This window comes from Halomonas sp. KO116, assembly GCF_000734975.2.
In the GTDB taxonomy this organism is placed as follows: Bacteria; Pseudomonadota; Gammaproteobacteria; order Pseudomonadales; family Halomonadaceae; genus Vreelandella; species Vreelandella glaciei.
Genome location: NZ_CP011052.1, coordinates 1,047,542 through 1,073,271, shown reverse-complemented (window position 1 = coordinate 1,073,271; position 25,730 = coordinate 1,047,542). Strand labels below are relative to the sequence as shown.

Annotated in this window: 24 protein-coding genes and 1 pseudogene; 9 read left to right on the top strand and 16 right to left on the bottom strand. The window is 57.9% G+C overall.

Annotated features, from left to right (window positions below):
* Position 1: 1 nt before the first annotated feature.
* Positions 2-436, bottom strand: coding sequence for a hypothetical protein (locus tag KO116_RS26180; RefSeq protein WP_327050448.1), 435 nt, complete (start codon positions 434-436; stop codon positions 2-4).
* Positions 421-1,395 carry an aminotransferase-like domain-containing protein gene (locus tag KO116_RS05025; protein ID WP_327050447.1) on the bottom strand — a complete coding sequence of 325 codons (975 nt, stop codon included), beginning with the start codon at positions 1,393-1,395 and terminating at the stop codon, positions 421-423. Before KO116_RS05025 ends, KO116_RS26180 begins: the two co-directional genes overlap by 16 nt.
* Before the next feature lie 98 nt (positions 1,396-1,493).
* Here KO116_RS05025 and KO116_RS05020 point away from each other — a divergent pair, with 98 nt between their 5' ends.
* Positions 1,494-2,099 carry a LysE family translocator gene (locus tag KO116_RS05020; protein WP_035562010.1) on the top strand — a complete coding sequence of 202 codons (606 nt, stop codon included), beginning with the start codon at positions 1,494-1,496 and terminating at the stop codon, positions 2,097-2,099.
* On the opposite strand, the gene KO116_RS05015 is transcribed toward KO116_RS05020, so the two are convergent.
* Both KO116_RS05015 and KO116_RS05010 read right to left on the bottom strand, forming a co-directional pair.
* Entirely contained in the window at positions 2,096-2,467 is a 372-nt protein-coding gene (locus KO116_RS05015; RefSeq protein ID WP_035562007.1) for an I78 family peptidase inhibitor, read from the bottom strand. The two genes, KO116_RS05020 and KO116_RS05015, sit on opposite strands and share 4 nt — an antisense overlap.
* 103 nt (positions 2,468-2,570) lie before the next feature.
* On the bottom strand, positions 2,571-2,702 hold the full coding sequence (locus KO116_RS05010) for an entericidin A/B family lipoprotein (protein WP_027958626.1): 132 nt from the start codon (positions 2,700-2,702) through the stop codon (positions 2,571-2,573).
* A 173-nt stretch (positions 2,703-2,875) separates the two neighbouring features.
* On the opposite strand from KO116_RS05010, the gene KO116_RS05005 reads away from it, so the two are divergent.
* A complete protein-coding gene (locus tag KO116_RS05005; RefSeq protein ID WP_035562004.1) occupies positions 2,876-3,295 on the top strand; it encodes an HIT domain-containing protein in 420 nt (139 codons plus the stop codon).
* A gap of 8 nt (positions 3,296-3,303) precedes the next feature.
* Here KO116_RS05005 and KO116_RS05000 read toward each other — a convergent pair.
* The 4 genes and pseudogenes from KO116_RS05000 to KO116_RS04985 all read right to left on the bottom strand — a co-directional run bounded on the left by KO116_RS05000 (position 3,304) and on the right by KO116_RS04985 (position 5,987).
* Positions 3,304-4,341: pseudogene (locus tag KO116_RS05000) on the bottom strand (nickel/cobalt transporter).
* A gap of 79 nt (positions 4,342-4,420) precedes the next feature.
* Entirely contained in the window at positions 4,421-5,080 is a 660-nt protein-coding gene (locus KO116_RS04995; protein ID WP_035562002.1) for a DUF1007 family protein, read from the bottom strand.
* Positions 5,077-5,436 carry a hypothetical protein gene (locus KO116_RS04990; protein ID WP_035562000.1) on the bottom strand — a complete coding sequence of 120 codons (360 nt, stop codon included), beginning with the start codon at positions 5,434-5,436 and terminating at the stop codon, positions 5,077-5,079. The genes KO116_RS04995 and KO116_RS04990 overlap by 4 nt, the downstream gene beginning before the upstream one ends.
* Positions 5,433-5,987 carry a hypothetical protein gene (locus KO116_RS04985; protein ID WP_035561998.1) on the bottom strand — a complete coding sequence of 185 codons (555 nt, stop codon included), beginning with the start codon at positions 5,985-5,987 and terminating at the stop codon, positions 5,433-5,435. The genes KO116_RS04990 and KO116_RS04985 overlap by 4 nt, the downstream gene beginning before the upstream one ends.
* Before the next feature lie 106 nt (positions 5,988-6,093).
* Between KO116_RS04985 and KO116_RS04980 the strand changes: the two genes are divergently transcribed.
* Together KO116_RS04980 and KO116_RS04975 are read left to right on the top strand one after the other, a co-directional pair.
* Positions 6,094-7,227 carry a glycerate kinase gene (locus KO116_RS04980; RefSeq protein WP_035561997.1) on the top strand — a complete coding sequence of 378 codons (1,134 nt, stop codon included), beginning with the start codon at positions 6,094-6,096 and terminating at the stop codon, positions 7,225-7,227.
* Between the two features lie 231 nt (positions 7,228-7,458).
* Positions 7,459-7,935: a Dps family protein gene (locus KO116_RS04975; RefSeq protein ID WP_035561994.1), complete on the top strand. Its 477-nt coding sequence runs from the start codon at positions 7,459-7,461 to the stop codon at positions 7,933-7,935.
* A gap of 92 nt (positions 7,936-8,027) precedes the next feature.
* On the opposite strand, the gene KO116_RS04970 is transcribed toward KO116_RS04975, so the two are convergent.
* Both KO116_RS04970 and KO116_RS04965 read right to left on the bottom strand, forming a co-directional pair.
* Positions 8,028-9,494 carry an aminoacyl-histidine dipeptidase gene (locus KO116_RS04970; protein ID WP_035561992.1) on the bottom strand — a complete coding sequence of 489 codons (1,467 nt, stop codon included), beginning with the start codon at positions 9,492-9,494 and terminating at the stop codon, positions 8,028-8,030.
* Between the two features lie 28 nt (positions 9,495-9,522).
* On the bottom strand, positions 9,523-11,721 hold the full coding sequence (locus KO116_RS04965) for a tRNA(Met) cytidine acetyltransferase TmcA (protein WP_442905819.1): 2,199 nt from the start codon (positions 11,719-11,721) through the stop codon (positions 9,523-9,525).
* 352 nt (positions 11,722-12,073) lie between these two features.
* Between KO116_RS04965 and dctP the strand changes: the two genes are divergently transcribed.
* The 4 genes from dctP to KO116_RS04945 all read left to right on the top strand — a co-directional run bounded on the left by dctP (position 12,074) and on the right by KO116_RS04945 (position 16,958).
* Complete coding sequence (gene dctP, locus KO116_RS04960) at positions 12,074-13,177, top strand: TRAP transporter substrate-binding protein DctP (protein ID WP_035561979.1); 1,104 nt, start codon at positions 12,074-12,076, stop codon at positions 13,175-13,177.
* A gap of 64 nt (positions 13,178-13,241) precedes the next feature.
* Positions 13,242-13,745, top strand: a complete 504-nt coding sequence (locus KO116_RS04955) for a TRAP transporter small permease subunit (RefSeq protein ID WP_008957595.1) — start codon at positions 13,242-13,244, stop codon at positions 13,743-13,745.
* On the top strand, positions 13,742-15,076 hold the full coding sequence (locus KO116_RS04950) for a TRAP transporter large permease (RefSeq protein ID WP_035561976.1): 1,335 nt from the start codon (positions 13,742-13,744) through the stop codon (positions 15,074-15,076). The genes KO116_RS04955 and KO116_RS04950 overlap by 4 nt, the downstream gene beginning before the upstream one ends.
* Positions 15,077-15,272: 196 nt before the next feature.
* A complete protein-coding gene (locus KO116_RS04945) occupies positions 15,273-16,958 on the top strand; it encodes an ABC transporter permease (RefSeq protein ID WP_035561973.1) in 1,686 nt (561 codons plus the stop codon).
* Positions 16,959-16,965: 7 nt separating this feature from the next.
* Here the strand turns inward: KO116_RS04945 and KO116_RS04940 are convergent, their stop codons facing one another.
* Entirely contained in the window at positions 16,966-18,069 is a 1,104-nt protein-coding gene (locus tag KO116_RS04940) for an ABC transporter ATP-binding protein (protein WP_035561970.1), read from the bottom strand.
* A gap of 229 nt (positions 18,070-18,298) precedes the next feature.
* Between KO116_RS04940 and KO116_RS04935 the strand changes: the two genes are divergently transcribed.
* Entirely contained in the window at positions 18,299-19,324 is a 1,026-nt protein-coding gene (locus KO116_RS04935; protein ID WP_035561967.1) for a Fe(3+) ABC transporter substrate-binding protein, read from the top strand.
* A 52-nt stretch (positions 19,325-19,376) separates the two neighbouring features.
* Here the strand turns inward: KO116_RS04935 and cydC are convergent, their stop codons facing one another.
* Genes cydC through KO116_RS04910 form a run of 5 tightly spaced genes read right to left on the bottom strand, consistent with a single transcriptional unit; the run spans position 19,377 to position 25,645 of the window.
* Positions 19,377-21,116 (bottom strand): thiol reductant ABC exporter subunit CydC, encoded by a 1,740-nt coding sequence (gene cydC, locus KO116_RS04930; RefSeq protein WP_035561964.1) that lies wholly within the window; start codon positions 21,114-21,116, stop codon positions 19,377-19,379.
* A complete protein-coding gene (gene cydD / locus KO116_RS04925; protein ID WP_082072551.1) occupies positions 21,104-22,819 on the bottom strand; it encodes a thiol reductant ABC exporter subunit CydD in 1,716 nt (571 codons plus the stop codon). Before cydD ends, cydC begins: the two co-directional genes overlap by 13 nt.
* Positions 22,803-22,922 (bottom strand): cytochrome bd-I oxidase subunit CydX, encoded by a 120-nt coding sequence (gene cydX / locus KO116_RS04920; RefSeq protein WP_035561958.1) that lies wholly within the window; start codon positions 22,920-22,922, stop codon positions 22,803-22,805. Before cydX ends, cydD begins: the two co-directional genes overlap by 17 nt.
* Positions 22,923-22,934: 12 nt before the next feature.
* On the bottom strand, positions 22,935-24,077 hold the full coding sequence (gene cydB / locus KO116_RS04915; protein ID WP_082072550.1) for a cytochrome d ubiquinol oxidase subunit II: 1,143 nt from the start codon (positions 24,075-24,077) through the stop codon (positions 22,935-22,937).
* Complete coding sequence (locus KO116_RS04910; protein ID WP_035561952.1) at positions 24,074-25,645, bottom strand: cytochrome ubiquinol oxidase subunit I; 1,572 nt, start codon at positions 25,643-25,645, stop codon at positions 24,074-24,076. Before KO116_RS04910 ends, cydB begins: the two co-directional genes overlap by 4 nt.
* Positions 25,646-25,730: the final 85 nt, after the last annotated feature.

Here is a 25,730-nt window from a genome sequence, read left to right as displayed (position 1 = left end):
TTCACAAGGTGGCGGGGGCTAACGGACGCTCGCCCAAACAGGCGGCAACAATGCCCAATGCCTGAATGAGCTCGCTGCGATCCGCCGCGGCCCCAACACATAGACGGATGGCTTGGGGTGCTGGCGTGCTGCCCACACAAAAAGGCTCCGCGCTGCTTACCTTAACGCCCCGCTGCAGTAGCCGGTCACACAGCTCTACGGCCCGGCTTCCCTCAGGCAGCGTCAACCATACATTACTGCTGTGGGAGCGCCCGCTTAGGGTAAACCCTTGCAGCCATTGGGCGGCCAACTGTTGACGCTCCGCTAACTCTTGAGTCTGCCAGGTAAGTAGCTTTTCCGCCGCGGCTTGGTTAATCCAGTGGCAGACCACGTCGACCATTAGCGGCGGCACCATCCAACTCTGGGCGCGCAGGCCAGTCGCTAACCGCTCGTGCAAACTTTTAGGCGCCCGCAGCACGCCAATTCGCAGCCCCCCGCCAACACTTTAGCGGTGCTAAACACAAACAGTGTGCGTTCTGGCGCAAGCTTGTAAAGAGGCGTACCACGCTGCTCAGCGGGTAGATATTGCACGCCGTCTTCAATCAGCCAAATATCATGGCGCCTCGCCAGCGCCACCAGCTGTTCACGACGCGGCGCGCTTAAACACGCGCCGGTGGGGTTGTTCTGCTCCGGCGTAAGATAAATCGCTCTCGGCGGCTGCCGGGCACACTGCGCCTCCAGCAGATCCATGCGCATCCCTTCGCTGTCTTGACCAATCCCTACCAACTTGAGATGAAATTGCTGCGCTGCGCTGATGGCACCGGGGTAGGTCAAGGCATCGGCAGCCAGTAGCTCGCCCGGCCGTAGCAAGGTGCTGAGCGCCAAACTAATGCCGTGTTGGCCACCTTGGGTGATCAGCAGTTCATCAGCCATCAGAGGCATGCCTAAGGTATTTAACCAGCGAGCCAGCACCTCACGATGCTCGCGACGCCCCTGGGACTCTTGGTAGGTCACACCCCGCGCTAATGCTGCCCCGGATTGGCTTAAGGCGAACAGCGCTTCGCTCAACAGCGACTGTCGCAACGGGTGGGGCGGAGGCAGACTAAGACTTAAATCGATCACACCGACCGTTTCATCAGCGGGAAACGTCAGGCTAACAGCGTTGTCTTGCGTTTTGCTCCTCACATAGGTGCCGCTACCCACCCGTGCCGAGACCCAACCGCTGCGTTCAGCTTCAGTGTAACCCCGGGTTACCGTGCCGATGGTCACCCCTAGCGCATCGGCCAAACGGCGCTGGGGCGGCAAGCGCTCCCCAGGCAGTAGTTCACCTGCCTGGATAGCGGCTTCAATGGCGCTGGCAATAGCGCGATAGCGTGAACCAGAAAACTCAGCGAGCGAAGGCACCCACATTGTCATGGTGACAATAAAACCTTTGACGTTAATTTAAACCCCATTATGCTAACAATAGTCGCCTTAAAGCAACCCTCAACCACAAATTGTATGGATACAATAAAATGAACAGCGAATGGGTAATCCTCGGTCCGGCCGCGCTCTATATGATGTCGATGACGCTTACCCCTGGGCCAAATAACGTTATGCTTACCGCTTCTGGCGCCAACTTCGGCTTTAAGCGCACGCTGCCGCATATGTGGGGAATTTTAGGTGGCTGCTTTTTACTCTTTGCGGGCATAGCACTGGGCTTGGGCGTGCTGTTTGAACGCTACCCGGCGATTCAAACCGCGTTGCGCTGGGTTGGCAGCGCCTACTTGCTCTATTTGGCATGGAAAATTGCCAGCGCGCCGCCGCCCAATCTTAACGTCCAAGCCCATAGCGTACCGTTTACGTTCTGGCAGGCGGCGGCTTTTCAGTTCGCCAATCCTAAGGCGTGGGTAATGGGGCTGGCGCTGATGGCAGGCTTTCTACCCGAGAGCGGCCCGCCGATAGTCAACGCACTAGTGCTTGCGGGCTTTGCCGAGCTAGTGGGACTACCCTGCATCGCTTTGTGGGCCGCCTTTGGCAGTGCGATTGGGCAGTGGATCAAAAGCGACGGCGCATGGCGGGCGTTCAATATGACGATGGGGGTGTTGACCGCCGCCTGCGTCGTACTGATCTTAGGTTAGCCGCAGCGAAGTTCCTCGATGACATCCTGATCATCAAGGTGGATATTCAAACGATCCGGACGGTGGTCCATGGTGGCGGCCTCACCAGGGCGCAATACGCGCGCTTGACGAGTGCTGCTCTCACTTTGTAACTGCGACCCCATTGCTTCATCGAACGGTTCGCCGATGGCGTATTGGATAGCCTCAAGATCGCAGGCAGCTGCCTGTTCTTGATTAGACCCGTTTGGCGTTACCGTTGGCGGCGGTGGTGCAGCGTCTACGTCGTCGTTGGCTGGAGAAATCGGCATTTGCGAGCTAGCGCAGGCCGTTAGCAGCATTGCACAAGCGCCAACAGCAGCGAGCTTAGCCAGAATAATACGGGGTTTCATCCTTGAATCTCCAAAAGTAGATTATGAGGGTAGGCTATAAATCCAACGGGCCAAGCGTTAGCCTGGCCCGTTGGATAACTCTTGCTTTAAAACGCAGTCTTACTTATTCAGCTGCATCTTGGACGGCTTTACCGCCCTCTTGCACATCTTGGCCAGCGCCAGAGATGGTATTACAACCCGTTAGCACACCCGCTGTCATCAGCAGCATAAAGCTCATGGCCAATAATTTTTTCATTTTCCGTTCTCCTTAACGAGTTATTCAACATCGGGAAACTCCGCGGGCAACTTAATTTGCCACTTGGGAGTTTTTTCAGGGTAACAGCGTTTTGGCAATCGCGCTCGTTTTCCCTACGTCACTGCGCGGCTGCTATGCTAACAATCATCTAACCGCTGTGTGGAGCCTATCATTTGATCAATTTCGAGCTAGATGAACGCCTTGCCGCCGACACCTTACCTATCGCCGACCTCCCATTAAGCCGCGTGCTGCTAATGAACGACGCGCGTTATCCCTGGGTGATTCTAGTACCGCGCCACGCTTCTATCAGTGAAGTGTTTGAGCTTTCTGCCAATGACCAGCAGCAGCTTTGGCGCGAGGCCACCCAGCTAGGCGATGCAATGAAAGAAGCGCTGGGTGGGGACAAAGTTAATATTGCCGCGCTCGGCAATGTGGTTAGCCAGCTGCATGTGCACGTTGTTATTCGTCGGCACAGCGATGCAACCTGGCCTGCCCCTGTTTGGGGCAACGGCTCACCTAAACCTTACGATCTGGATGAGCAAGCGCAGTTACGCGACCAACTGCTGGCGCTTATCAATGGACTGGATGTGTAGCCTACCCGTTACCCCGTTAATGGATGGCCTTGCCGCGCAGGCGGCTCGTCGAGAAGTGGCCCACTCGCAGGCTGGGCGATACCCGCAACGCTAAGTGAAATACCCAGTACGACAATCAGCGCACCACCGGCCAGGGCCACCCAGCCGGTGGCTTTTTGCACGCTGCGCTGGCTGTGCTGCTGTTTAGACAATCGCCGCTGCGCCCAGCCACGGGCTAAAATACTGGCCAGTGCGAGTGCTGACACCGTGAGCCCCGTGCCCAGCGACATCGCCACAACAGACGCCACGCCGACTGCGAACTGGCCGAGCAGGCTAGCCGCCCCCAACATTAACACTGCCCCACTGCATGGGCGCATCCCTATGGCACCGACCGTCATTATCGCCGTGCGCCACTCTAACGCCTGCTGCGGCTCAATATGGTGAGCACCGCCGCAACAGTGGCTATGATCATGGCTGTGGCTGTGGCTATGTTCATGGTCTTGATGATGCTCGTGGCCTGGGCTGTGCGCATGAGCCCCTCGCTCAGGCTGATAGGCTCGCCGCAGTTGCTTGACGGCTCGCCAGCATAGCCACGCCCCTAGCGCCGCCACCAGCAGAAAGCTGGCCTGCTCCACCCAGGCAACGCTACCCATGGCCTGGCGAGTGATCCAGCCTAGGCCGTAAACCAGCACCACAACCAGCGCAATGGCGGTCACCCCTTGCAGCAAAGAGGCGGCAAACGACAGCCCCAGGGCGCGCTTTATCGCACCACCGTGGGTGGCTAAGTAGGTCGCCAGGACGGCTTTACCGTGCCCCGGACCGGCGGCATGAAAGACGCCATAGGCGAAGCTAACACTCAGCAAGCTCACCCACGTTGCCATACTGGGGGTGCGTGACAGTTAGGTAATCGCCAGCGTTAGCGAGCGGTGCAGATCACGCTGCCAGCCAAGTAGCTGATAGCTAACGCTCTGAAAACCGCCTTGCCAAACAATGATAAGCACTGCTGCGACTAGCAACAGGCCCAGCATTAACCCTAAGTGACGTGTGAAGGGCCTTGTTAAGGACATCTTAACGCTCCAACGCAAAAAATGTTACAAGATAACATAGCTATAAAACAGCACGCCACTGCCTGTTTTCGAACAGCACCTAGCGACAATCAACTTGGCCGGTTTCGGCAAAATAGCGCCCCAGGCCTGGCTCACCACTCTCATCCTTGTCGAGCAGCGCCGCTTGCATCACCAGTTCAGGATCCGGATCCGCGGGGAGAATAGCCAACTCACAGGCAGGCTCGCCGTGCAGTATCAGCGCATCATCCCGAGGCTGACCGCCCGCCTCCTCGTGCACCACTTCGATGTAGTAGGTGGGATCAAACACCTGGTAGCTAAGCAGGGCGTCTGTCAGCGGCTGCGGCGTTTCCAGCGGCAGGATAAACATAAAGGTCAGCCGCCCATCGCGCTCCATGGCGGTATACTCGCTTACCTCGCCCAATGCCTGGCGTTCATCGTTAATACGCACTTCAGTTAAGTAGTGCTGCGCGGCAAGGTTATCGCGAATCTCTTTGCCTAGCTGGTCGAGCCCCTGTTCGAGGCTGGCACCCTCTACCTGCTGGAGCTCTTCAAAAACCACCAGGCTATAAAAAGGGTCCATACGCCAGGTTTGATGCAGGCCACTCACCACGCCCTGATCATCGGTGATGACCCGTACACTCAGATCGATCCAACCGTGAGGGTGGGCATGGGCACCGGGGCTGACCAGAACGCTACTCATGCCCAAGCAAACGGCGACTACGCTACCTGCCCACTTCATGGCGCGACACCCAGTTTATGCTGCAAGGCGACCAGCCAAGGGTCGAGCAAATAGGGCGGCAGCGGCTGGTTGCCCCTCAACGCCGATACCCGCACACGGCTGCCACTGCCCTCTTCACTCACCTGCAACTGCAGCCGATACTCCGGCCAGCGAGCAAGCGATGCCTCAGCCCGCCCCAGCGATAGATCCGCATGGCGAACCACATAGCCCTGCTCCACCATCAACTCGACGGCTTCGCGGAAGGTTTCTTCTGATGAAGTGCTATAAGCCAACTCACGGGGCTCCAAGGGCGTGGTCGTTGCACAGCCGACCAATCCACCCAATAGCCCAATTAACAACCAGTGGCGAAGCGTCATAACGGCCTCCCGGTGGCGGGGACGGTTTGCGTAAAGCGGGTTTGAAAGCGCTGACAGAAATCGTCGTTGCTGGCACTGTAGGATTCGCGCAGATCACCCCAGTGATCGAAGCGGCGGATATCGCGGGATATGCGTATATGCGTATCGTCGACCAATAGCGACACACGCTCAACCTCTACCGGCTGCTGGCCTACGCCACCGCCAAAACTGCTCCCTATACCGAACCCGACACCGGAACCTCGTCCGATACCCAAGCCACCAAAGACCCGCATTCCACGCCCATAGCCGTAGGCATCATCGTAAGGATCATAATAGCCGTGTAGCGCACGTTCCCGACTGGCGCTAATCAAACCCAAGGCGGTATCAGTAGAGTTCAGGGTAAAGCCCCATTCGGTGAGCACCTCAACACTGGTTTCTAACGCCCGCTCATGGTTGGCGGGAAAATAGCACGCAGCCGCAGGCGCTGGTTCCGCTTGCGGCAGGCGATCAGGAATCACTTGGCAGCCAGCCAGTGCTAGCAGACAGGTTAAGCTTATGGGTATCGACTTCATGTTAGATCCTCTAACGGACGAGGCCGCTGGTTTAGCTCGCCGAAGCTAGTCATGCTTAAATGAAATGACATTGTAGTGAAGACACTGTTTTGTGGAGAACGTGCTGATGAATGTTTTACTTTGCCCCGACAGCTTTAAAGATGCGCTGAGCGCCCAAGACGCCGCCGCGGCCATGGCGCGGGGCGTCAAGCGCGCCCTGCCAAGTGCCCAAGTGCAGGCCTGCCCGTTGGCTGACGGTGGCGAAGGAAGCCTAGATGCACTGATCGCCGCAACAGGTGCTGAGCGCCGCCAGCTGGATGTTCAGGATGCCCTGGGGCGCTCAAGAAAAGCCACCTGGGGCTGGCTTAGCGCCCAGCGTACCGCGTTTATTGAGCTGGCAGAAGCCAGCGGTTTACAGCACCTTACCGGCGATGAGCGCAACGCGCTGCATACCTCTACTTTCGGCGTGGGTGAACTGCTACTGGCAGCGTTGGATCAAGGCGCTGAAAAAGCGCTGCTACTACTCGGAGGCAGCGCTACCAATGACGGCGGTGCCGGTATGCTGCAGGCCTTGGGCACTCGCTTTTTGGATCAAAACGACGAACCATTACCTCCTGGCGGTGCGGCGCTTAGCCAACTGACCCGTTTAACACTGGATGGGCTAGACCCGCGGCTGGCTAGCCTCACCCTTGAGGCGGCCGTGGATGTTGATAACCCGTTGCTGGGGGTACGCGGTGCCAGCGCAGTATTTGGTCCTCAGAAAGGCGCCTCACCTGAGGAAGTCGAACAGCTAGACCGCGCGCTGGGCCACTTTGCTGATATTAGCGCTCAGATACTCGGCGAGGACTACCGGACGCTACCGGGCGCCGGGGCGGCAGGCGGCATAGGGTTTGCAGCCAAGGCCTTTTTAAACGCCACGTTAAAACCCGGTATCGAAATGATTATGCAACAGGCTGACATGGCAACGCTTTTGGCTAACGCGGATCTAGTGATTACCGGTGAAGGCCGCCTGGATGGCCAGAGCCTGGCGGGTAAAACGCCTATCGGCGTTTCCCGTGCCGCCAAGCGCCTTAACAAACCCGTTATCGTGCTGGCGGGCAGCCTCGGCGATGGCTGGCAAGCCTGTTTTGATGAAGGCGTCACGGCCGCCTTCGCGTTAGCCGATGGCCCCACGACGTTAGCTGATGCACTACCACGCACCGCCGAGCTACTCGAAGCGCACTGTGAAAATCTGCTGCGGCTGTGGGTGCATAAATTTTGAAATGCATAAACTTTGAAAAGCGTGCAGGCCTTGAAAAGAGCTCTCAGCGCCAGCATTTAAACTGTAGTAAAAGGGTAACGGCAGGCATCTAATGTCGTAGCGCTATGGCGGCGATGCAAAAAACCTGCTGTGCACTGAACCAAAGACGCCCTATTCTGAACAGATATTCTCAAGATTTGTGCTGAAAACGCATTAACCGCCGCACGTTGCGGCATAAAGAGGGAGCAGGATATGACTGACACTAATAGCATTGGCCTACACGAAGGTAGCGCTAGTCAACTCGCCGAAAAGCTCAACCACCTGCTAGCCAACTACCAAATTTTCTACATGAACGTGCGTGGCTACCACTGGAATGTACGCGGTAGCGACTTTTTCGAGCTGCACGCCAAGTTTGAAGAGTTCTACACCGACCTGTTAGCCAAAGTGGACGAAGTGGCCGAGCGTATCCTAACCCTGGGGCACAAACCGGTACACGCTTACAGCGACTACGTAACGCTATCGCGCATTCAGGAAGATAAAGACGTTCACGACGGCATCACCTGCGTTAAAGGCGTGCTGAAAGGCTATCAAACGATCATTGAGCTACAGCGCGAACTACTGGCGCTCGCCTCTGACGCTGATGATGAAGGCACCGCGGCACAAGCCGGTGACTACATTCGCGAGCAGGAAAAAACCGTTTGGATGCTTAATGCCTACTTGAGCAAGTAAGTGTTAAGCAGATAAAGGCGTTCGCTTAGCGTAAAAACGGCACCACTTGTTGGGTGCCGTTTTTTTATGCGCGGCCATTCAAACGAGGAGGACTAGCGCTGATCGGCAAGATCCTCGATCAACGCCCGCAGCATCGCCCAAAACTCTTCAACCGATGCAAGCTCCACCCGCTCATCCGGCGAGTGAGCACCGCGAATTAGCGGGCCAAACGAGATCATGTCCAGGTGCGGATACTTGCTGCCCAGAATACCGCACTCCAGCCCGGCATGAACCACCTTCACCTCTGGCTCACGGCCCAACAGTGCCGCGTGGCGCGCTTTAAAGGTCGCCAATAACTCGCCATTGGGATTGGGCGCCCAACCTGGGTAGCTGTTTTCCACTTTTACCCGCGCGCCAATCAAGCCAAACAGCGCTTGAAAGCGATCCGCCATAGCGACCACGGCACTGTCGTGCAGCGAGCGAACCAATGCGCAGAGGTGCAGCCGCCCATTTTCCAGGCTTAATACGCCTAGATTATTGGACGTTTCCACCACGCCCGGCACATCGGCACTCATCCGTTCGACCCCACAAGGGGCCGCGTGAAGCGCGGCCAACAGCATGACACTGGCATCCAGCGTTAGCGGTTCTGCTTCGGGCACCTCAGTCAGTTGTTGGGCGCTGATTTTAAGGCCGCTATCGCCACTGCCCAGCTCTCTTAAAAGAATGGTTTCCAGCCCGGCGATGGCCACCAGCGCGGCGTCTACTTCATCGGCAGGCAGCGCCACCTGAGCAAAGGCTTCACGGGGGATTGCATTACGCAACGTGCCGCCGTGGTAGCTGATCAAGCGCGCATCAAAGGCTTCTAACGTCCTTAACACTCTAACCAGTAGCCGGTTGGCATTGCCCAGCGGCTTGTGGATATCGACACCCGAGTGACCGCCTTTCAGGCCAGTCAAGGCAATCTCAATGACCTGTTCGTGATCGCCAGCAGCGGCGCTCGGCAGTTGGGCATCAACTTCTACATCAGCCCCGCCCGCGCAGCCAATATAGACCTGCCCACGGTCTTCACTGTCCAGATTGAGCAGCAACGAGCCTTCCAGCCAATTCTCAGCCAGGTTCAGCGCGCCACCCATGGAGGTCTCTTCTTCCAGGGTAAACAGCGCTTCCAGCGGCCCATGGCGCAGCTCTGGGTCTTCCAACACGGCGAGAATAGCCGCCACACCCAAACCATTATCAGCGCCTAAGGTGGTGCCTTCGGCGTGCAGCCAGCCGTCGGCAACATAGGTGCTGATCGGGTCGCGAGTAAAATCGTGCGCATGATCGCTATTGGCCTGGGCTACCATGTCCAGGTGGCCCTGAAGCACCACGCCTGGGGCTTGTTCACAGCCCGCGGAAGCCGGTTTACGCAGCCGTAAATTGCCAAAAGCATCGCGGTCGTGCGTCAAGCCTTGGGCATCGGCCCACGCTTCGAGGATGGCGACGAGCGCCGCCTCATGCCCAGAGGGGCGTGGCGTATTACAAAGGGTTCGAAAGTGGCGCCAAACCAAGGAAGGCGCCAGCGCTTCAAGATGTGCGTTCATTAAAGACTCTTCGTTATCGGCAATCGGCCTACTTTACCTCAATGAGGTTATTCACGGCGAGGCGCAGGGCCTTCAACGCGTCATTGTGGGCCATCGCCAGGGGTATATTTTGAAACGCCCACGCCGCAACTTGTCGATGTGACTGCTGTTGCGCTTCCGTTAAGGGGCAGTGGCTGGCTTGCCGGGCCAAGGCTTGCAAGGCCGGGCGAGCAAGAACAGGATCACGATGGGCGGTCGCCACATCTTCAATATCCTGCCAGTCGCGCGCACTAAGCGAAACCCTCGGCATCTGACCGAGCAACAGTACGACGACCGAGGCAGGCAACGCCTTCACTTCAAACGCCAACAGGCCCGCTAATGCCGCCTGAAAGCGCTCATTCAGGTCGGCAAGCACCACTTCACCCTGTGTGTTTAACGCTTTCGCCACCATCACAGCAAACTCACCGGTGGAGGCCTCACGGGTAATACCTAAACGTACTGGCGTAAACCCCAGTGCCAACCAAAACCGTAACAGCGACGCCTCCGCACCAAAGGTGGCGCCATAAAGCGCGATACCCTGCTGCTTGGCGGCGGCCATATCATCATGCAGCAGCGCTTCCCCCAAGCCTTCGCGGCGCCGCTCTGGGTGCGTCGCGATCCTCACCACCCGCCGCCAGCGGGCGGTCAACGCCTCACGGCTGCCGGCGTGAGTGGCCAGCGACTGCGCCAACAAATGCCCCTGAGGCCGACGTTCACCGCGGGCGACTTGATGGGCAAGGGTGGCCTCAAAACCGCCCTCTTCCCGTGTCACCAGCACCGCCTGAGGCTCACTCGCCTGCTCGATCACGCGCAATGCCGTGCCGGGGCCGTCAAGCAATTGGCGCAGGTCGTTAGGGGAAGTACGGTAGTGCGACTGCACCAGCAGTCCAAACAGCTTTTCCAGTGCCGCGTCTTGCTCGGCAAGCCAGGCACGATCAACCACTTTTGTTATCACGGCCCTGTCATTCGGTTGAGCAGTAGGCAGCACTGCTTTTAACAGCAGCAGTTGATTGACCAGCGCTTCCAGCGGGTCGCCACCATGCCAGCGAATGGGCGACTCAAGCGCCAGCGCTTTCCAATGGGGCGTCAGCCGGTCAAGTGTGTCGCGAAAGCGCAGCGCGAATCCACGCCCGGAGCCCTCATAACCATGCACCGTCGTGGCAAAGGCAATGCGCGGAAAAGCCACCAGCCATTGCCCCAAAAGCGCAGCGGGAATTGCCGCCGCCTCATCCACCAATAAATAACTGCCATCGCCGCCCTGCGCCTGCGCATTGACCTGTTCGGTCAAGTCATCCGGGGATAAAAAAATCAGCTCGCGGCCCTCGGCCAGCACAAAGTGATCCTGGGCGACCCGACGACCTGCCGGACAAAGCGCAGACAGCCGTTCAAAAACGCTCTCCACCGCACTTAGGTGCGGCGCGGTCAGCACCACGCGCTGGGCTTTGTCCATTAACAGCCGGGCGCAAGCGATACCCAAGGCGGCGCTTTTGCCGCGCCCACGGTCGGCGGTTATTACCAGCGGGCGACGCCGCTTTAGGCCCACCAATCGCTTTACGGCGACTGCTTGATCTGAGGTTAGGCAGTCGCTATCACCACCGCTGGGATCGCCTGCTTCACGCGAAGCTAATTGAGACAATTGAGGCAACTGCAACGCCTGACCTGCACGCCAGCGCACTACCTGAGTTGACTCTTGCAGTTGACGCGCCAAGCGCGCCAGGTAATGGCAGCTCAGTTGCGACCAATGCCAGGGGTGATCAGCAAAACGCGCGTAGTCCGGATCAGGTGCTTCACCCCACGGCTGCGGTGTGAGCAATATCAGTAAACCACCCGCCGTGATCGTTCCCGCCAGCGCCCCTAACGCTTCAGGATCAAAGCCTGTGCTGTGTGTATCGATCACGACCAGTTGATGCTCAGCCCCCAGGCGTGCCCGTGCCTTGCGCGGTGAGAGAATAGGCGCGGAAAACAGCAGTGCAGTGTTCTCATTGGCCACCCACAAAGGCGCCTGCCAGGAGAAGGCTTGCCATACGTCCTGGGCGATTGAGCGACACTGCTCTGCCTCACCGCTTAACCATACCAACTGGCGCCAGCCGCGGCGATTGAGACGCTGCGCGTGATGAACTAACGCTGCCACCCTTCGCGGTGGGTGTTGGCTTTCTGACAGCTGATTATTTAGCAAATAATTGCCTACTCCGGCGCGCCTGTTTCCCATCACGTTACCCTATAAAGTGTTCCGCTGAGCCTCTTATGGCGTGCCTTCTGCTTACAACTTTGGTTGAATAATTTAACTACTTTCAACGTTTCTGCACTACATTAACACCTCATTTCGACATTAAAAAAACTATAACTCTCTGTTTTATTTAAATATATAGAATTTACTTAAAAAACGATGGAAGAGCTTTTTTACATTACTGATATTGCGCTGCAGCGGGGTTGGTGTGCTAGTTTAGCTCTGTAGCGCTTAAATTCCCTTGTTTACGTAAACGTAACCCTGTAGCGCTGCACTTTCCTGACTCCAGGTATCCAACACTAACAACGTCACACGCCAAACCAGGAAACACACCATGAAAAAAACGACCAAATTTTCCCTCACCGGCCTTGCCGCTGGTATTGCTTTCGCAGCCTTCACGACCACCGCTCAAGCACAAGAAGAATGGACGATGACCTCTACCTGGCCAGAGAATCTTGATCTTATCAAGATCGACCAGCACTGGGTGGAGCTGGTCAATAAGCTGGCGGGCGAAGAACTACAAATTAATTTCCGCGCGGGCGGCACGCTAATGCCCGGCACTGAAGTCTTTGACGCCACTGAAACGGGCAGCATTGAGGCCGCAGGCGACTGGCCGGGCTACTGGGCCGGCTTGAACCCCGCCTTCTCGCCGCTAGCCACCACAACGAGCCTGTTTAATGGTGTTGACTACCTCAACTGGATTCAACAGTGGGGCGGCCGCGAGCTGTACGAAGAGATCTATGGCCAGTTCAACATGGTCTATCTCCCCTACGGCATTACCAACAATGAATCGGGCTTTATGGGCCGCACCCCTATTGAGAGCATTGCCGATTTAGAAGGCAAACGTCTGCGCCTTTCGGGCCGTGACCAGGGCCGCGTGCTTGAAGAGCTGGGCGGCTCCCAGGTCACGCTAGCGGGCGGTGAAGTCTACCAAGCCATAGAGCGCGGTGTTATCGACGCGGGTGAGTTTTCGACCCCTGGCGTTGATTTTAACGCCGGTTTTGCCGAAGTGGCTGACTACTGGGCCACGCCGGGCTGGCATCAATCGGCCAGTGTCTTTGGGGTAATGATCAATAAAGATGCTTGGGATGCGCTCTCAGAAGAGACTCAAGAAACCCTACGTATCGCGGCGGACGCCACCATGGCATGGTCGCTAGCCTGGTCTGAACGCCAGTCTACCGAAGCTACGCAGAAGTTTATTGACGCAGGGGTCACGATCAACCAATTCTCTGAAGAGGACTTGGCGCGCATTCAGGAAGTTACCAACGAGGTGATTCTGCGCGGTGCTTGCGAAGATACTGACCACGCCAAGGTCTACCAGTCTATGATTGCCTACCTTGAGCACTACGCGACGTGGCGTGATGTTTCCGCACCTTACAACATGAGCCGCGTGATGGATAATCTGCCCTCACTGGAAGAGATCGAAGCCTGCCTGTAAGGCGCTTCTGTGCCGCCTCGGTTTTACCGGGGCGGTTTTTTTGTGCTGACCGCGGAGATCTTCCATGAATGCGATTGCCAAGGCGATCGATGCTATCAATGAAGCTTTTGGGCGCGTCATCGCGCCATTGATTGCCATCATTACCCTGATTGTTCTATACGACATTGCGTCACGCTTTCTGTTTGGGCGCCCTAGCGACTGGGCGTTTGACGTTACCAAGATGCTGTTTGGCGCCCATTTTATGCTGATGGCGGCTTACGGACTCCGCCACCATGCCCACGTGGAAGTCGACGTATTGAAACGGCTGCTATCACGTAGGAAGCAAGCCGTGCTTGAAGTGCTCGGTTACCTAATTTTCTTTGTGCCGTTTATCTGGATGCTGATCACCCTGGGCTGGAGCTTCTTTGAACGCGCGTGGAGCCGCGGTGAAACCACTTATGGCATGGTCTCAATCCCGGTCTACCCGATTAAAGGCGTGATTGTGGTCGCCGCCATCCTGATTCTGCTGCAGGCAATTGCTATTGTGCTGCGTGCCATCATGCAGCTTCGCGAGGAGACATCAGCATGAACCTAAGTCCTGAAATGCTCACGCTGGTGATGTTTGGTGGCCTGATGGTGGGCCTGTTTATGGGCCATCCGCTGGCATTTGTGCTGGGTGGTGTCGCGGTTATCGGCGCTTTTCTCGGCCCTGGCGAGCGTATCCTCGGCACCCTGATTAACAATATTTTCGGTAACGCCATGGACAACTATGTGCTGGTGGCGATACCGCTGTTCATTTTGATGGCGAGGTTCCTGAACGACTCCGGTGTTACCGAGAAGATGTTTGATGCCATGCGGCTGTTGCTGGCTAACCTGCGCGGTGGCCTAGCCCTTACCGTGGTTATCGTGTCGGTGCTGCTGGCCGCCACCACTGGTATTGTCGGTGCCTCGATTGCCGTCATGGGCATGATCGCCCTGGTGCCGATGCTCAAGTATGGCTACAACAAAGAACTGAGCGCGGGCGTCATTATGGCCAGCGGTTGTCTGGGCATTTTGATACCGCCCAGCATCATGTTAATTCTGATGGCCAGCTACTCACCGGTTTCCGTGGGCGCACTGTTTGCTGGCGCACTGATTCCGGGCCTGCTGCTCGGCGTTATGTACGCCCTTTACGTGTTGATCATCTGCTATATCAAACCCAGCTACGGCCCCAAGGTACCGGTAGAAGAACGGGCCGAAGTCAGCACCAAACAACTGCTGATCATGCTGGCCAAGTATGTGGTTCCCCCCATGTCGTTGATTCTGGGTGTGCTGGGTGCGCTGTTTACCGGTATCGCTACGGCGACCGAGGCCTCGGCCATCGGCGTGTTTATCGCGTTCATTCTGTTTTTGATTTTTGGTGATCGCAAAATAAGCACCTGCTTCTGGACGATGATAGAAGCGGGTAAGACCACCACCATGGTCATGCTGGTATTAGTCGGCGCCACTGCCTTTACCGGCGTGTTCTCCCGCGGCGGCGGCATGACCGTGATCAGCGAGTTAGTGCTGGCAATGCCTGGTGGCACGGTGGGCGCGCTGATCCTAATGCTGTTCCTGGTGTTCGTGCTGGGTATGTTCCTGGATTGGACCGGCATCGTGCTGCTGAGCTTTCCGATCATGCTGCCCATCGTCGAAACCATGGGCGTCGATATGCTCTGGTTCGTGGTGATGGTGGCGGTAGTGCTACAAACCTCGTTCCTGACCCCGCCCTTTGGCTATGCGCTGTTCTACTTAAAAGGCGTGGCACCGCCAGGGGTAGAAATCGTCGATCTGTATAAAGCAGTAGTGCCTTTCGTCGCCTTGATTCTGCTGGCGTGTACGTTGATGGCGTTCTTCCCATGGCTGATCACCGGTCTGCCAAGTATGATGCTGGATTACTAGGCCTTTCCCAAAGCTTATCGTCCAACCATTATGGCCCGCTCCGGCGGGCTTTTTTTTGTATTAAAGAAGAGTCTGCAAAGCTGCAGTAGAACAGCGCCAATGCTACTATTCACGCCCGTCACTATTTCGCATTCAGTGCGCTGCGCCACTTTCCGGCTTTCCTCGACTGTTTTCCGTCAATCCAAGGAGTGTTCGCTTGTTCAGATCCAGCTATCGCGGGCTATCCGCCGCCACCTCTGCGCTTGGCCGTCGTGCCAGCCCCTGGTCGATAGCCTTGATCGCGGTGGCGTTCGTGGTTGCTCTGCCAGTGCTGGTGGTGTTTGCCCATATCGCGATGCCCACCGATGGCGTATGGCAGCATTTGGCTAGCACGGTCCTGGGTCGCTACTTGAATAATACGTTCTGGCTGGTGGTGATCGTGGGCCTCGGCACGTTGGTCATCGGCACCGGCACCGCCTGGCTGGTGGTGATGTGTCGCTTCCCCGGTAAACGGATATTCGAGTGGGGGCTGCTGCTTCCACTGGCGGTGCCTACCTATGTCATCGCCTACGCCTATACCGACTTCCTCCAATTCGCTGGCCCGTTACAGAGTCTGCTACGCGAGACGTTTGGCTGGGAGTATGGCGACTACTACTTTCCCAATGTGCGCTCGCTGGGCGGCGCGGCAACGGTGATTACCCTGGTGCTTTACCCTTACGTCTACCTGCTGGCTCGCGCCTCATTCCTGGAGCAGTCGGTGTGTGTGCTGGATGTGGGCCGCACGCTTGGGCGCGGCCCTTGGCGGCTGTTCGCCAGCGTCGCCGTACCGCTGGCTCGTCCGGCGCTGGTGGGCGGGGTATCACTGGTATTGATGGAGACGCTAAACGAGTTCGGCGCTGTGCAGTTCTTTGGTGTCGATACCTTTACTACCGGCATTTACCGCACCTGGTTCGGCATGGGCGAACAAGTCGCGGCGGCGCAGTTGGCAGCGTGCCTGCTTACCTTCGTGATTGTGTTAGTGCTGCTGGAGCGCTGGTCGCGGGGCAAGCGCCGCTATTTCCATACCACCAACCGCTATCAGCAACTGCCTGAATACGCGCTGCACGGCTGGCGTGCCACCGCAGCGATGCTGGCCTGCCTTTTCCCCGTGCTGGTGGGTTTTCTACTCCCCAGCGGCATCCTGCTTAATTTAGCGCTGCAGGGGGGCGATTCGCTGTGGGGCTCGCGCTTTATCGGCTATGCCTGGAACAGCCTGGGATTGGCAACCGTCGCGGCGCTAATCGCCGTGGGCCTGGCGGTAGTGCTGAGCTATGGCGTGCGCATGCACGACACGACGTTTGCGCGGGTGGCTGCCAGGGTCGCTTCCATGGGCTACGCGATTCCCGGCTCGGTCGTCGCAGTGGGTATTCTAATTCCGTTTACCTGGCTGGATAACGCACTGAATACCTGGCTGAATAATCATTATGGCTACATTATCGGCCTGGTGTTCAGTGGCTCGGCGTTTATTCTGCTGTACGCCTATGTGGTGCGCTTTTTGGCTGTCTCGTTCAATGCGGTAGAAGCCAGCTTAGGCAAGGTGACGCCCAGTATGGATGCCGCCTCGCGCACCCTGGGCCAAACCGCAGGCGGCACGCTACGCCATATTCATACGCCGATGATGCGTAGCAGTTTGTTAGCGGCGGGGATTTTAGTCTTCGTTGATGTGATGAAGGAGCTACCGGCGACGATTATTCTGCGCCCCTTCAACTTCGACACGCTGGCGGTGCGGGCGCACAACTTGGCCTCTGACGAGCGGCTGGCCGAGGCATCCACATCGTCACTGGCAATTGTAGTCGTTGGCATTCTGCCGGTGATTCTGCTCAGCATGGCCATGCGCCGCTCGCGTCCCGGCGCTAAGTCGTGAGGAAATCCTAGGACGAGAGCGGAAAAACAAACACCTGGGAAAGGTCGAGATGGATATCCACCGGCTGCCCCTCCGCGGGTAGAAACACCCCCGGTACGCGCGCGTGTAGGTGAGCCTCAAGGCCGTTTTCGCTATGGGCACACAGGTGTAGCAGGCTGGTACGTCCGAGTAGCTTCGCCATTACCACATGGCTATGGCGATGGGCATCAGCAGGCAGATCTCGCTCAACAATACGCAGCGCCTCGGGGCGTATCATGATTTGCGCGTCGCTACCCTCCGCTAATCCGGGGGCAGGCACCCGCCCAACAGGCGTGCTCACAGCGCCATTATGCACTTTGCCCTTTAGCTCATTGACGTCGCCGAAAAAGGTCACCACAAAGGGGTCTTGCGGCGCGCAGTAAAGCTCTCGCGGCGTTCCCGTCTGCACAATTCGCCCATCGCGCATGAGCGCGATGCGATCGGCCATAAACATGGCTTCTTCAGGGTCATGGGTCACCAGTAGGGTCGCCGCCCCGACCTTTTTCAATACGTGCAGCGTATCGTCGCGGATACGGTCGCGCAGGCGCGCATCCAGGCTTGAGAAGGGTTCATCCAACAGCATCAGACGCGGTGACGGCGCCAACGCCCGTGCCAGAGCTACCCGCTGCTGTTGCCCACCCGAGAGCATGTGGGGGTAGACATCGACATAATCAGCCATGCCCAGTTGTTCGAGCAACTGTTTGGCCCGCTCGCGGCGCTGACCGGAGGCCAAGTGCTTGAGCCCAAAGGTGACATTTTCCAGCACGGTGAGATGGGGGAACAGCGCCGAGTCTTGAAACGCTAGCCCTACATTGCGCTTTTCCGGCGGCAGGTGGCGCTGGCCCGGCGCAGCAATCGTAATATCGTCCAGCGCTACGCTGCCCTCTTGCAGTACTTCCAGCCCCGCTGCAATGCGCAGCAGCGTGGTCTTGCCGCACCCGGAGGGGCCCAGCAGGCAAACCACTTCACCCGGTGCAACGCTTAAATCCACCCCTTTGACAACCGCATGGCCGTCATAGGCATGGCACACATTGTGAAGGGACAACGACGTTGTACTGGGCACCAACGGGGCGACCTTGAGGGTTGCTGTCATATATCACCACTGTTAATTAACACGGTTCAGGTACGCAAACCGCGCCTGTCAAAACCTAAACGCGGATTCAATACGTTTGAAAGTTGTTTGCATTCTATTTTTTATTCACTGGTTATGCACGTAACACCTTTTACGTAGACGCTAAGCCTTGACGTCAGGCAGTCAAAACGCTTCAATAAAGATGTTAATAATGCAACTTATTATCATTCAATAAATAAGGATGTGCTCGATGAAAACTGTACGCTTTGTTGCTCCAATGGCAGCGATGATGGTGGGCGCTACGTTTGCTGGTCAGGTCGCTGCAGATGAACTCAACCTCTACTCTGCTCGCCACTATGACTCTGACGAACGCCTCTACGATGCGTTCACCGAAGAGACCGGCATCGAAGTCAACATCCTTGAAGGCGACTCCGACCAGTTGATCGAGCGCATTCAGCGCGAAGGCGTGGCAAGCCCCGCTGATGTCATGATGACCGTCGATGCTGGCCGCCTATGGCGCGCGGAAGATGAAGGCATCTTCCAAAGTGTCGAGTCAGACGTTCTCAACGAGCGGCTGCCCGAATCCATGCGCCACCCTGACGGCCTGTGGTTTGGCTTTAGCCAGCGCGCGCGGGCGATTTATTACAACCGCGAAAACTTCGATCCAAGCCAGATTACCAGCTACGAAGACCTTGCCGACCCGCAATTTGAAGGCAAAGTGTGCATTCGCTCTTCCAACAATATTTACAATCAGTCGCTGCTCGCCGCGATGATCGAGCACCACGGTGAAGAGGGTGCCGAAGAGTGGGCCCAGGGCGTGGTTGATAACATGGCCCGTGACCCCGAAGGTGGCGATACCGACCAGCTTCTCGGCGTTGCCAGCGGCGAGTGTGACATCGCAGTGGCCAACCACTACTACTATGTGCGCCTGCTAAAATCCGACGACGACGCCGAGCGTGAAGCGGCCCGCAAAGTGGGTATTATTTTCCCCAACCAGGATGACCGCGGCACTCACGTTAACGTTGGCGGCGCCGGTGTCGTAGAAGGTGCACCTAACCGCGAAAACGCGGTGCGCTTCCTTGAGTACCTGGCTTCCGACACCGCCCAGGAAATCTTTGCCTCTGGCAACAACGAGTTCCCGGTGGTTGAAGGCATCAAGAAAGACCCAGTCCTGGAATCCTGGGGCAACTTCAAAACAGATGACGTAAACATCAGCGTACTAGGTGAGAACAACCCCGAAGCGATCCGCATTTTTGATCGCGTCGGCTGGCGTTAAGTGAATTAACGCGTACTAAAAACCCCCGCAGCTACGCTGCGGGGGTTTTGCGTTATAGCGCGTCTAAGCAGGCGAGCATGGGGGTCTGCCGGGGTCGGCCATCTTCCTTGATATAGAGGCTACGCACCCGGCTTGCTGGCAGCTCTAAGGGCACGTGACTGACAATAACCACGATCCCATCCCTTGTACGGCGCGCAAGGCTAGCAACCACTTGCTGCCGTGTAATGGCATCCAGCCCGGCTAATGGCTCGTCAAGCAGTAGAATCGGCCGTCGCGCCAGCAGCACTCGCCCCAGGGCGATACGCCGCGCCTGCCCGCCGGAAACGGCGGCACCATATTCACCCAAAGGCGTCTCCAGGCCCTGGGGCAAGTCGCGTGCCCAAGTGCCCAGCGCCAGATCGTCGAGAATGCTCCATAGCTCGCTATCGCTGGCATCGCGGTCACCGAGGCGTAGGTTTTCCGCCAGACTCATATCAAACAAGTCCCACTGCTGGGGCAGATAGCCGACGATATGGTGAAACGACCTCTGCTCAATAGAGTGGCCGTTAAGGCAACACTCCCCGCTAAGCGGCAGCAGCTCGCCGGCCAACACCTGCAACAGGGTCGATTTCCCGCAACCTGAGGGGCCATGCACACAGAGTATTTCACCGCTCTGCAACGCCAGACTAATACGCTGCGGCCCCACCAGTGCACCGGGCAGGCTGGCGGTTAATTGGTTGACGTTCAGATGCCAAGCAGGCGGTGTGGTATCAGCGAACTCAATGCCAGCTTGCCCCCTTGGCGCTACCTCCACCAGGGCATTGAGACGATCCCGTGCGGCAAGGCTCGCCCCCAAGGCTAGAAAACTGTTGGCCAGCGGCGCCAAAATCTCCCCTAATGCCAGGATCGCCAATACCGCGGCTAATAGCATCGGCACCGTCAAATGGCTAGCCGCCAATAGCCCTTCTGCCTGCCATAGCACGCCCACAATGGCGCCTCCCAACGCTACCTGCTGCAACGCGGTGGTCAGGCTAGCCAGGAACTGCTGCCGCTCCTGGTGGGCCAGATAGTCGGCATCGTGATTTTTCACTCGTTGCGCCATATCCGCCCATCGCCCCCATAACACCAACGAGGTAATGGCTGCCAAAGGCTCAATCAGTGCCACCCGACGATGCTCGGCAAACTCAGCACTCTGGCGTGCCTGACCAATACCGCGCCATAACGCCAGTAACGGCAGCCCCAGCCAGGCTAACATTAACCCCGGCGCGGCGGCCCAAAGCAGGGGTTCACTCAACCAGTAAAGGCCAGCCATAACGACCATCACCATTAGCCCGGCCCAGCCCCAGGGCAGCAGTGCTCGCAAGACTACCTGATCAAGCTGGTCGATATCACTGACCAGCCGATGCATGGTACTGGCCGTGCCGTAGTGCGATGAACGGGAAGCCGACTGTAAAGGCGTTTGTCCCAATGCCATAAAAAGCCGACAACGCAGGTCTTTTAGCAACCCCAGGGCGGCATCGTGGGAGGCCAGGCGCTCTCCGTAGCGCCCGGCCGTGCGAACGATGGCACATAGACGAATCAAAGCCGCGGGACGAAAATAGTCGAAGCCGAAGGCGCTCGCTGTCACCGTCCCGGCCACCGCCGCGGCGGTAATAAACCAACCCGAGATAGCCAGCAAACCAATAACGGCCAGCAGTGTGGCGGCGCCCAGCAAGAACGCCAGCGACCAGCCGCCGCGCCGAAGCAACAGCAAATCACGCAGCCGGATAGTGGGAGGTTGTTCCGCGGAGGAGGTCTTGTTTAGCCGCAGCATGCCATGGCCTCTCTTGATGTCAGCTCTATTGTACGGTCGACCCATTCCAACCCCGCCGACTCGTGACTGACGATAATCACGCTACGCCCGAGGCTAAACTTGCCGATCAATGCATTGAGTTGCCAGGCAGCCTCTGGATCCAGATGGGCCGTAGGCTCATCGAATAGCCATAGCGCGGCATCGCGAAGCAGCAACTGCGCCAACCCCAAGCGTTGCAGCTGGCCGCCGGAAAGCCCCTGCCCGCGCTCACCCAACTGCGTGGCAAGCCCATTGCCACGAACCAGAATTGGCCAAAGTCCGACCTGGGTGAGCACTTCAATAAGCTCTGCATCAGATTTATCTGGGGCCGCCAAGCGCAGATTCTCCGCAATGCTGCCGGACTGTATCGGCGGTTGCTGACTAAGGTAGCCAAGCTGGCGTTGCCAGGCTTCGCGAGGCCATTGGGAAAGCTCGCAACCCTTCGCCTTGAGGCTGCCCTGGTAGGCGGTAAACCCCAGCAGCGCTTGTAAAAGACTCGACTTGCCCGCCCCACTCTCGCCCTGCACCAACAGACGTTCGCCCGCGGCCAGCGTCAGATTAAGCGGCGCCAGCCGCAGACGCCCGCCCTCACCACTAACGCTTAACTCGCGGCATTCAACAGCAAGAGACTCACCGCTTACCGCTGCTGGAGAGAGCGGCGACCCTTGGGGCTGCCAAGTGTCCGCTTCCAGCAGAGGCGACAACGCCTGCATCGCGCCCTGCGCTTCGGCACGGGCATGATAATCGCTGCCCAATTGGCGTAGCGGCGCATAGAACTCGGGCGCCAGCAGCAAAATGAACAGCGCTCCCTGATACGGCACCGGAACGTCTGCTTTCGCCCAGGGCAATAGGCCAAGCAAGCCCAAGCCTAGATAGAGCGCCACCAGGGCAATCGCCAGCGCGGCAAAAAACTCCAGCACCGCGCTAGATAGAAAGGCCAGTCTAAGCACCCGCATGGTACGCCCACGGTAGGCGTCACTTGCCTGGGCGACCTTGGCCTCCGCCTGGTCGGTCGCCCCCAGGCGCTGCAGCGTCGCCATCCCTCGAACCAGGTCGAGAAAGCGGCCACCCATACGCGCCAGTGCCGTGAACTGCTGCTGACTGGCACCCGCAGCGGCTCGGCCCACAAGGATCATAAACAGCGGCACCAAGGGTGCGGTCATCAGCATTAATCCCGCGGCCAACGGGCTATGCAACGCCACCACCGCCGCGATTAGGCAGGGAACGACAACGGCCAGCAGACTCTGTACCCGATAGCGACTAATGTAGCCGTCCAGGGCGTCCACCTGCTCCAGCACCTGAGTTGCCAAGGCACCATCGCTGCCAAATTGGCGCCTCACCGGCCCAAGACGGCCAAGCTGCGTTAATAACTGGCTGCGTAAGGCGACACGGGCATGCCGACTGGCTTGGCGAGATAACCCTTCACGGCCAGCGTGGAGCAAAGGGCGGAGCACCATGCATACTGCCAGCCCTGCTAACCATGCCGACGGGTGGCCCAGCGACTCCCGGCCCTGCCAGAGCAGTAACCAGTGATGGAACAGTGCCGCCAGCAGCCAACTCTGGGTAATCAGCAGTACCACGCCGATCAGCGCAAGCAGTGTGGCGCCCCGCAACCACCAGCGTTGCGGGGCCAGGCAGCGGTTCAGCCGCTGCCCCGGGTCAATAACGTCAGTCGCTCCGCTCATGCTCGGCTTCGCCTTCATAACCATTCACTTCAAGCCGCATGGCGATAAGAACAGTGACGACAGCTGCCAGCGTGACACCCAAAATCCAGGCGAAATACCACATAGGATCATCTCCTCAGTAAAGTGCTTTGTCGTTATCACGAATAAACTGCTCATTTAGGCGACCGCGCATGACCCAATAACTCCAGGCGGTATAGAGCAATATCAACGGCACGAAGATACACACCACCACAAACATGATCTTGAGCGTCAGCTCACTCGCCGTGGCATCCCACATGGTGAGGCTATGATTAGGGTTGAGTGTCGACGGCATCACGAAAGGGAACATCGTCACGCCAGTGGTGACCACCACCATGGCCATAGCAATGGCCGAACTGGTAAATGCCAGCGCATGCCGCCCCAGTTTCATGGTCAACGAGCAGAGTACAAAACCCAATACGCCTACTATCGGCAGTAGCCATAACAGCGGGAAGCGGCTGTAGTTGGTCATCCAACCGCCAACACTGACCGTGACGATTTTGCCAGTGGTATCGTTGTAGCCCTGGGTGTCGATCACGCTGGCCACCTGGTAGCCATCAACGCCCCATAGCAGCCAGACCCCACCCAGCACGAACAGTGCCGCGCACACCAATGCGGTGAGGCTGCCGATGGCCGCACTCCGCCTGCGTAGCTCACCCTCGGTTTTGAGCTGCAGCCAGGCCGCGCCGTGGGTGACAAACATCAGCAGGCTCAACAGCCCGGCCAACAGCGCAAACGGATTCAATAGCCCCAGTAAGCCGCCCTGATACTCCAAACGCAGATAGTCATCGAACTGGAAGGGAACGCCCTGGAGAAGATTGCCAAAGGCGACACCAAAGATCAGCGCAGGAACGGCGGAGCCGATCGTCAGCCCCCAGTCCCAGCGACTGCGCCAGGTGGGGTTGTCCAACTTGGAGCGGTAATCAAACGCTAAGGGGCGCAGGAAAAGCGCGAACAGCGTCAACATCAAAGCGAAATAGAAGCCGTTGAAAGCGGTTGCGTAAACCGGCGGCCAGGCAGCGAACAGTGCGCCCCCGGCGGTCACCAGCCAGACCTGGTTGCCGTCCCAGTGAGGCGCCATGGAGTTGATCATCACCCGACGTTCAAGATCGTTGCGGCCAACGACCTTAAGCAAGGTGGCAACGCCCATATCAAATCCATCGGTGACCGCGAAGCCGATCAACAGCACACCGATCAGCACCCACCAGACAAACCTAAGTGTTTCGTAGTCCATCATCATGCCTCCCGTGGCGGGGTGGAAATTAGGTAGCCGGAATCGGCTTCATCATCCAGGTAACCGCTACCGGAAGGCCCCTTGCGGGCAAAGTGCTGCATCAACCACATTTCAATGATGACGAAGGTGGTGTAGAGGATGCCGATGGCAATCAGGGTAGTGAGTACCTGCTCGGCCGTTAGGCTGGAAATAGCCAGGTGCACCGGTAGGATCTCGCCGATGGCCCAGGGCTGGCGGCCGTACTCGGCCACGAACCAACCTGCTTCACAGGCGATCCAGGGCAACGGCAGGCTGAACAGCGCAAAGCGCAGTAACCAAGGGGACGTCTCAGGCTGACGGCGCAGACTATGCCAGAGGGCCAGGGCAAACAGCAGCAGCATGCTAAAGCCAGCGGCTACCATGGCCCGAAAAGACCAGAACAGCGGCCAAACCTTGGGAATCGACGCCTCTACGGCCTGGTTAATCTCGGCGGCCGTCGCATTGGCCACATCGTCGCTATAAGCGCTAAGCAGCAGCCCATAGCCGAGATCGCTGCGCACCTGCTCGAACCGGGCCTGATCCCCTTCGCGCTCTTCACCGCTGCGCAGGCGCTGCATAAGGGCATAGGCTTCCTGGCCGTTGACGATGCGTTCGCGGTGCTCCGCCTTAAGCTCGCGGATCCCCATCACTTCGGTATCCAGCGAGCGCGTAGCGATCAAGCCCATCACGCCAGGTATCTTGATGGCTAGGTCGGTGCGCTGTTCAGCCTCGTTGGGCAGCCCAAACAGGGTAAAGGCAGCCGGTGCAGGATGGGTTTGCCATTCGGCCTCGATGGCGGCCAGTTTGACCTTTTGGACGTCTCCCAGCTCATAACCAGACTCGTCGCCCAGAACAATCACCGACAGTACACTAGCCAAGCCAAAAGCAGACGCAATCGTGAAGCTGCGCCGCGCAAAGGCGATCTCGCGACCCTTGAGCAGGTACCAGCTTGAAATCGCCAGCACGAAAACCGCGCCGGTGACGTAGCCCGCCGACACGGTATGCACGAATTTGACTTGGGCAACGGGGTTGAGCAGCACTTCAGCAAAGCTGGTCAGCTCCATACGCATGGTGGCAAGGTTGAGCTCTGATCCCACGGGGTGCTGCATCCAGCCATTGGCTACCAGAATCCACAGGGCCGACATGTTGGTCGCCAACGCCATCAACCAGGTAACCGCCAGATGTTTCTCTTTTGACAGGCGATCCCAGCCGAAAAAGAACAGCCCGACCAGGGTCGACTCAAGGAAGAACGCCATCAAGGCTTCTATCGCCAGCGGCGCGCCGAAGATATCGCCGACATAATGGGAGTAGTACGACCAGTTGGTGCCGAACTGAAACTCCATAGCGATGCCGGTGGTTACCCCCAACGCAAAGTTAATACCGAACAGCTTGCCCCAGAACTTGGTCATCTGACGATAAATGGTCTTACCGGTCATCACATAGACCGTCTCCATAACCGCCAGCAGTATCGATAGCCCTAGCGTTAAAGGTACAAACAGGAAATGCACCATCGCCGTAAAGGCGAACTGCAACCTGGATAATTCAACAATGTCCATGAGTGACTCCCGATGGATAGCTTAAACACACCCCTCACCCCACCGGGAAGCCACTGACTGGCGCTCACCCAGGCAAAGGCGATGG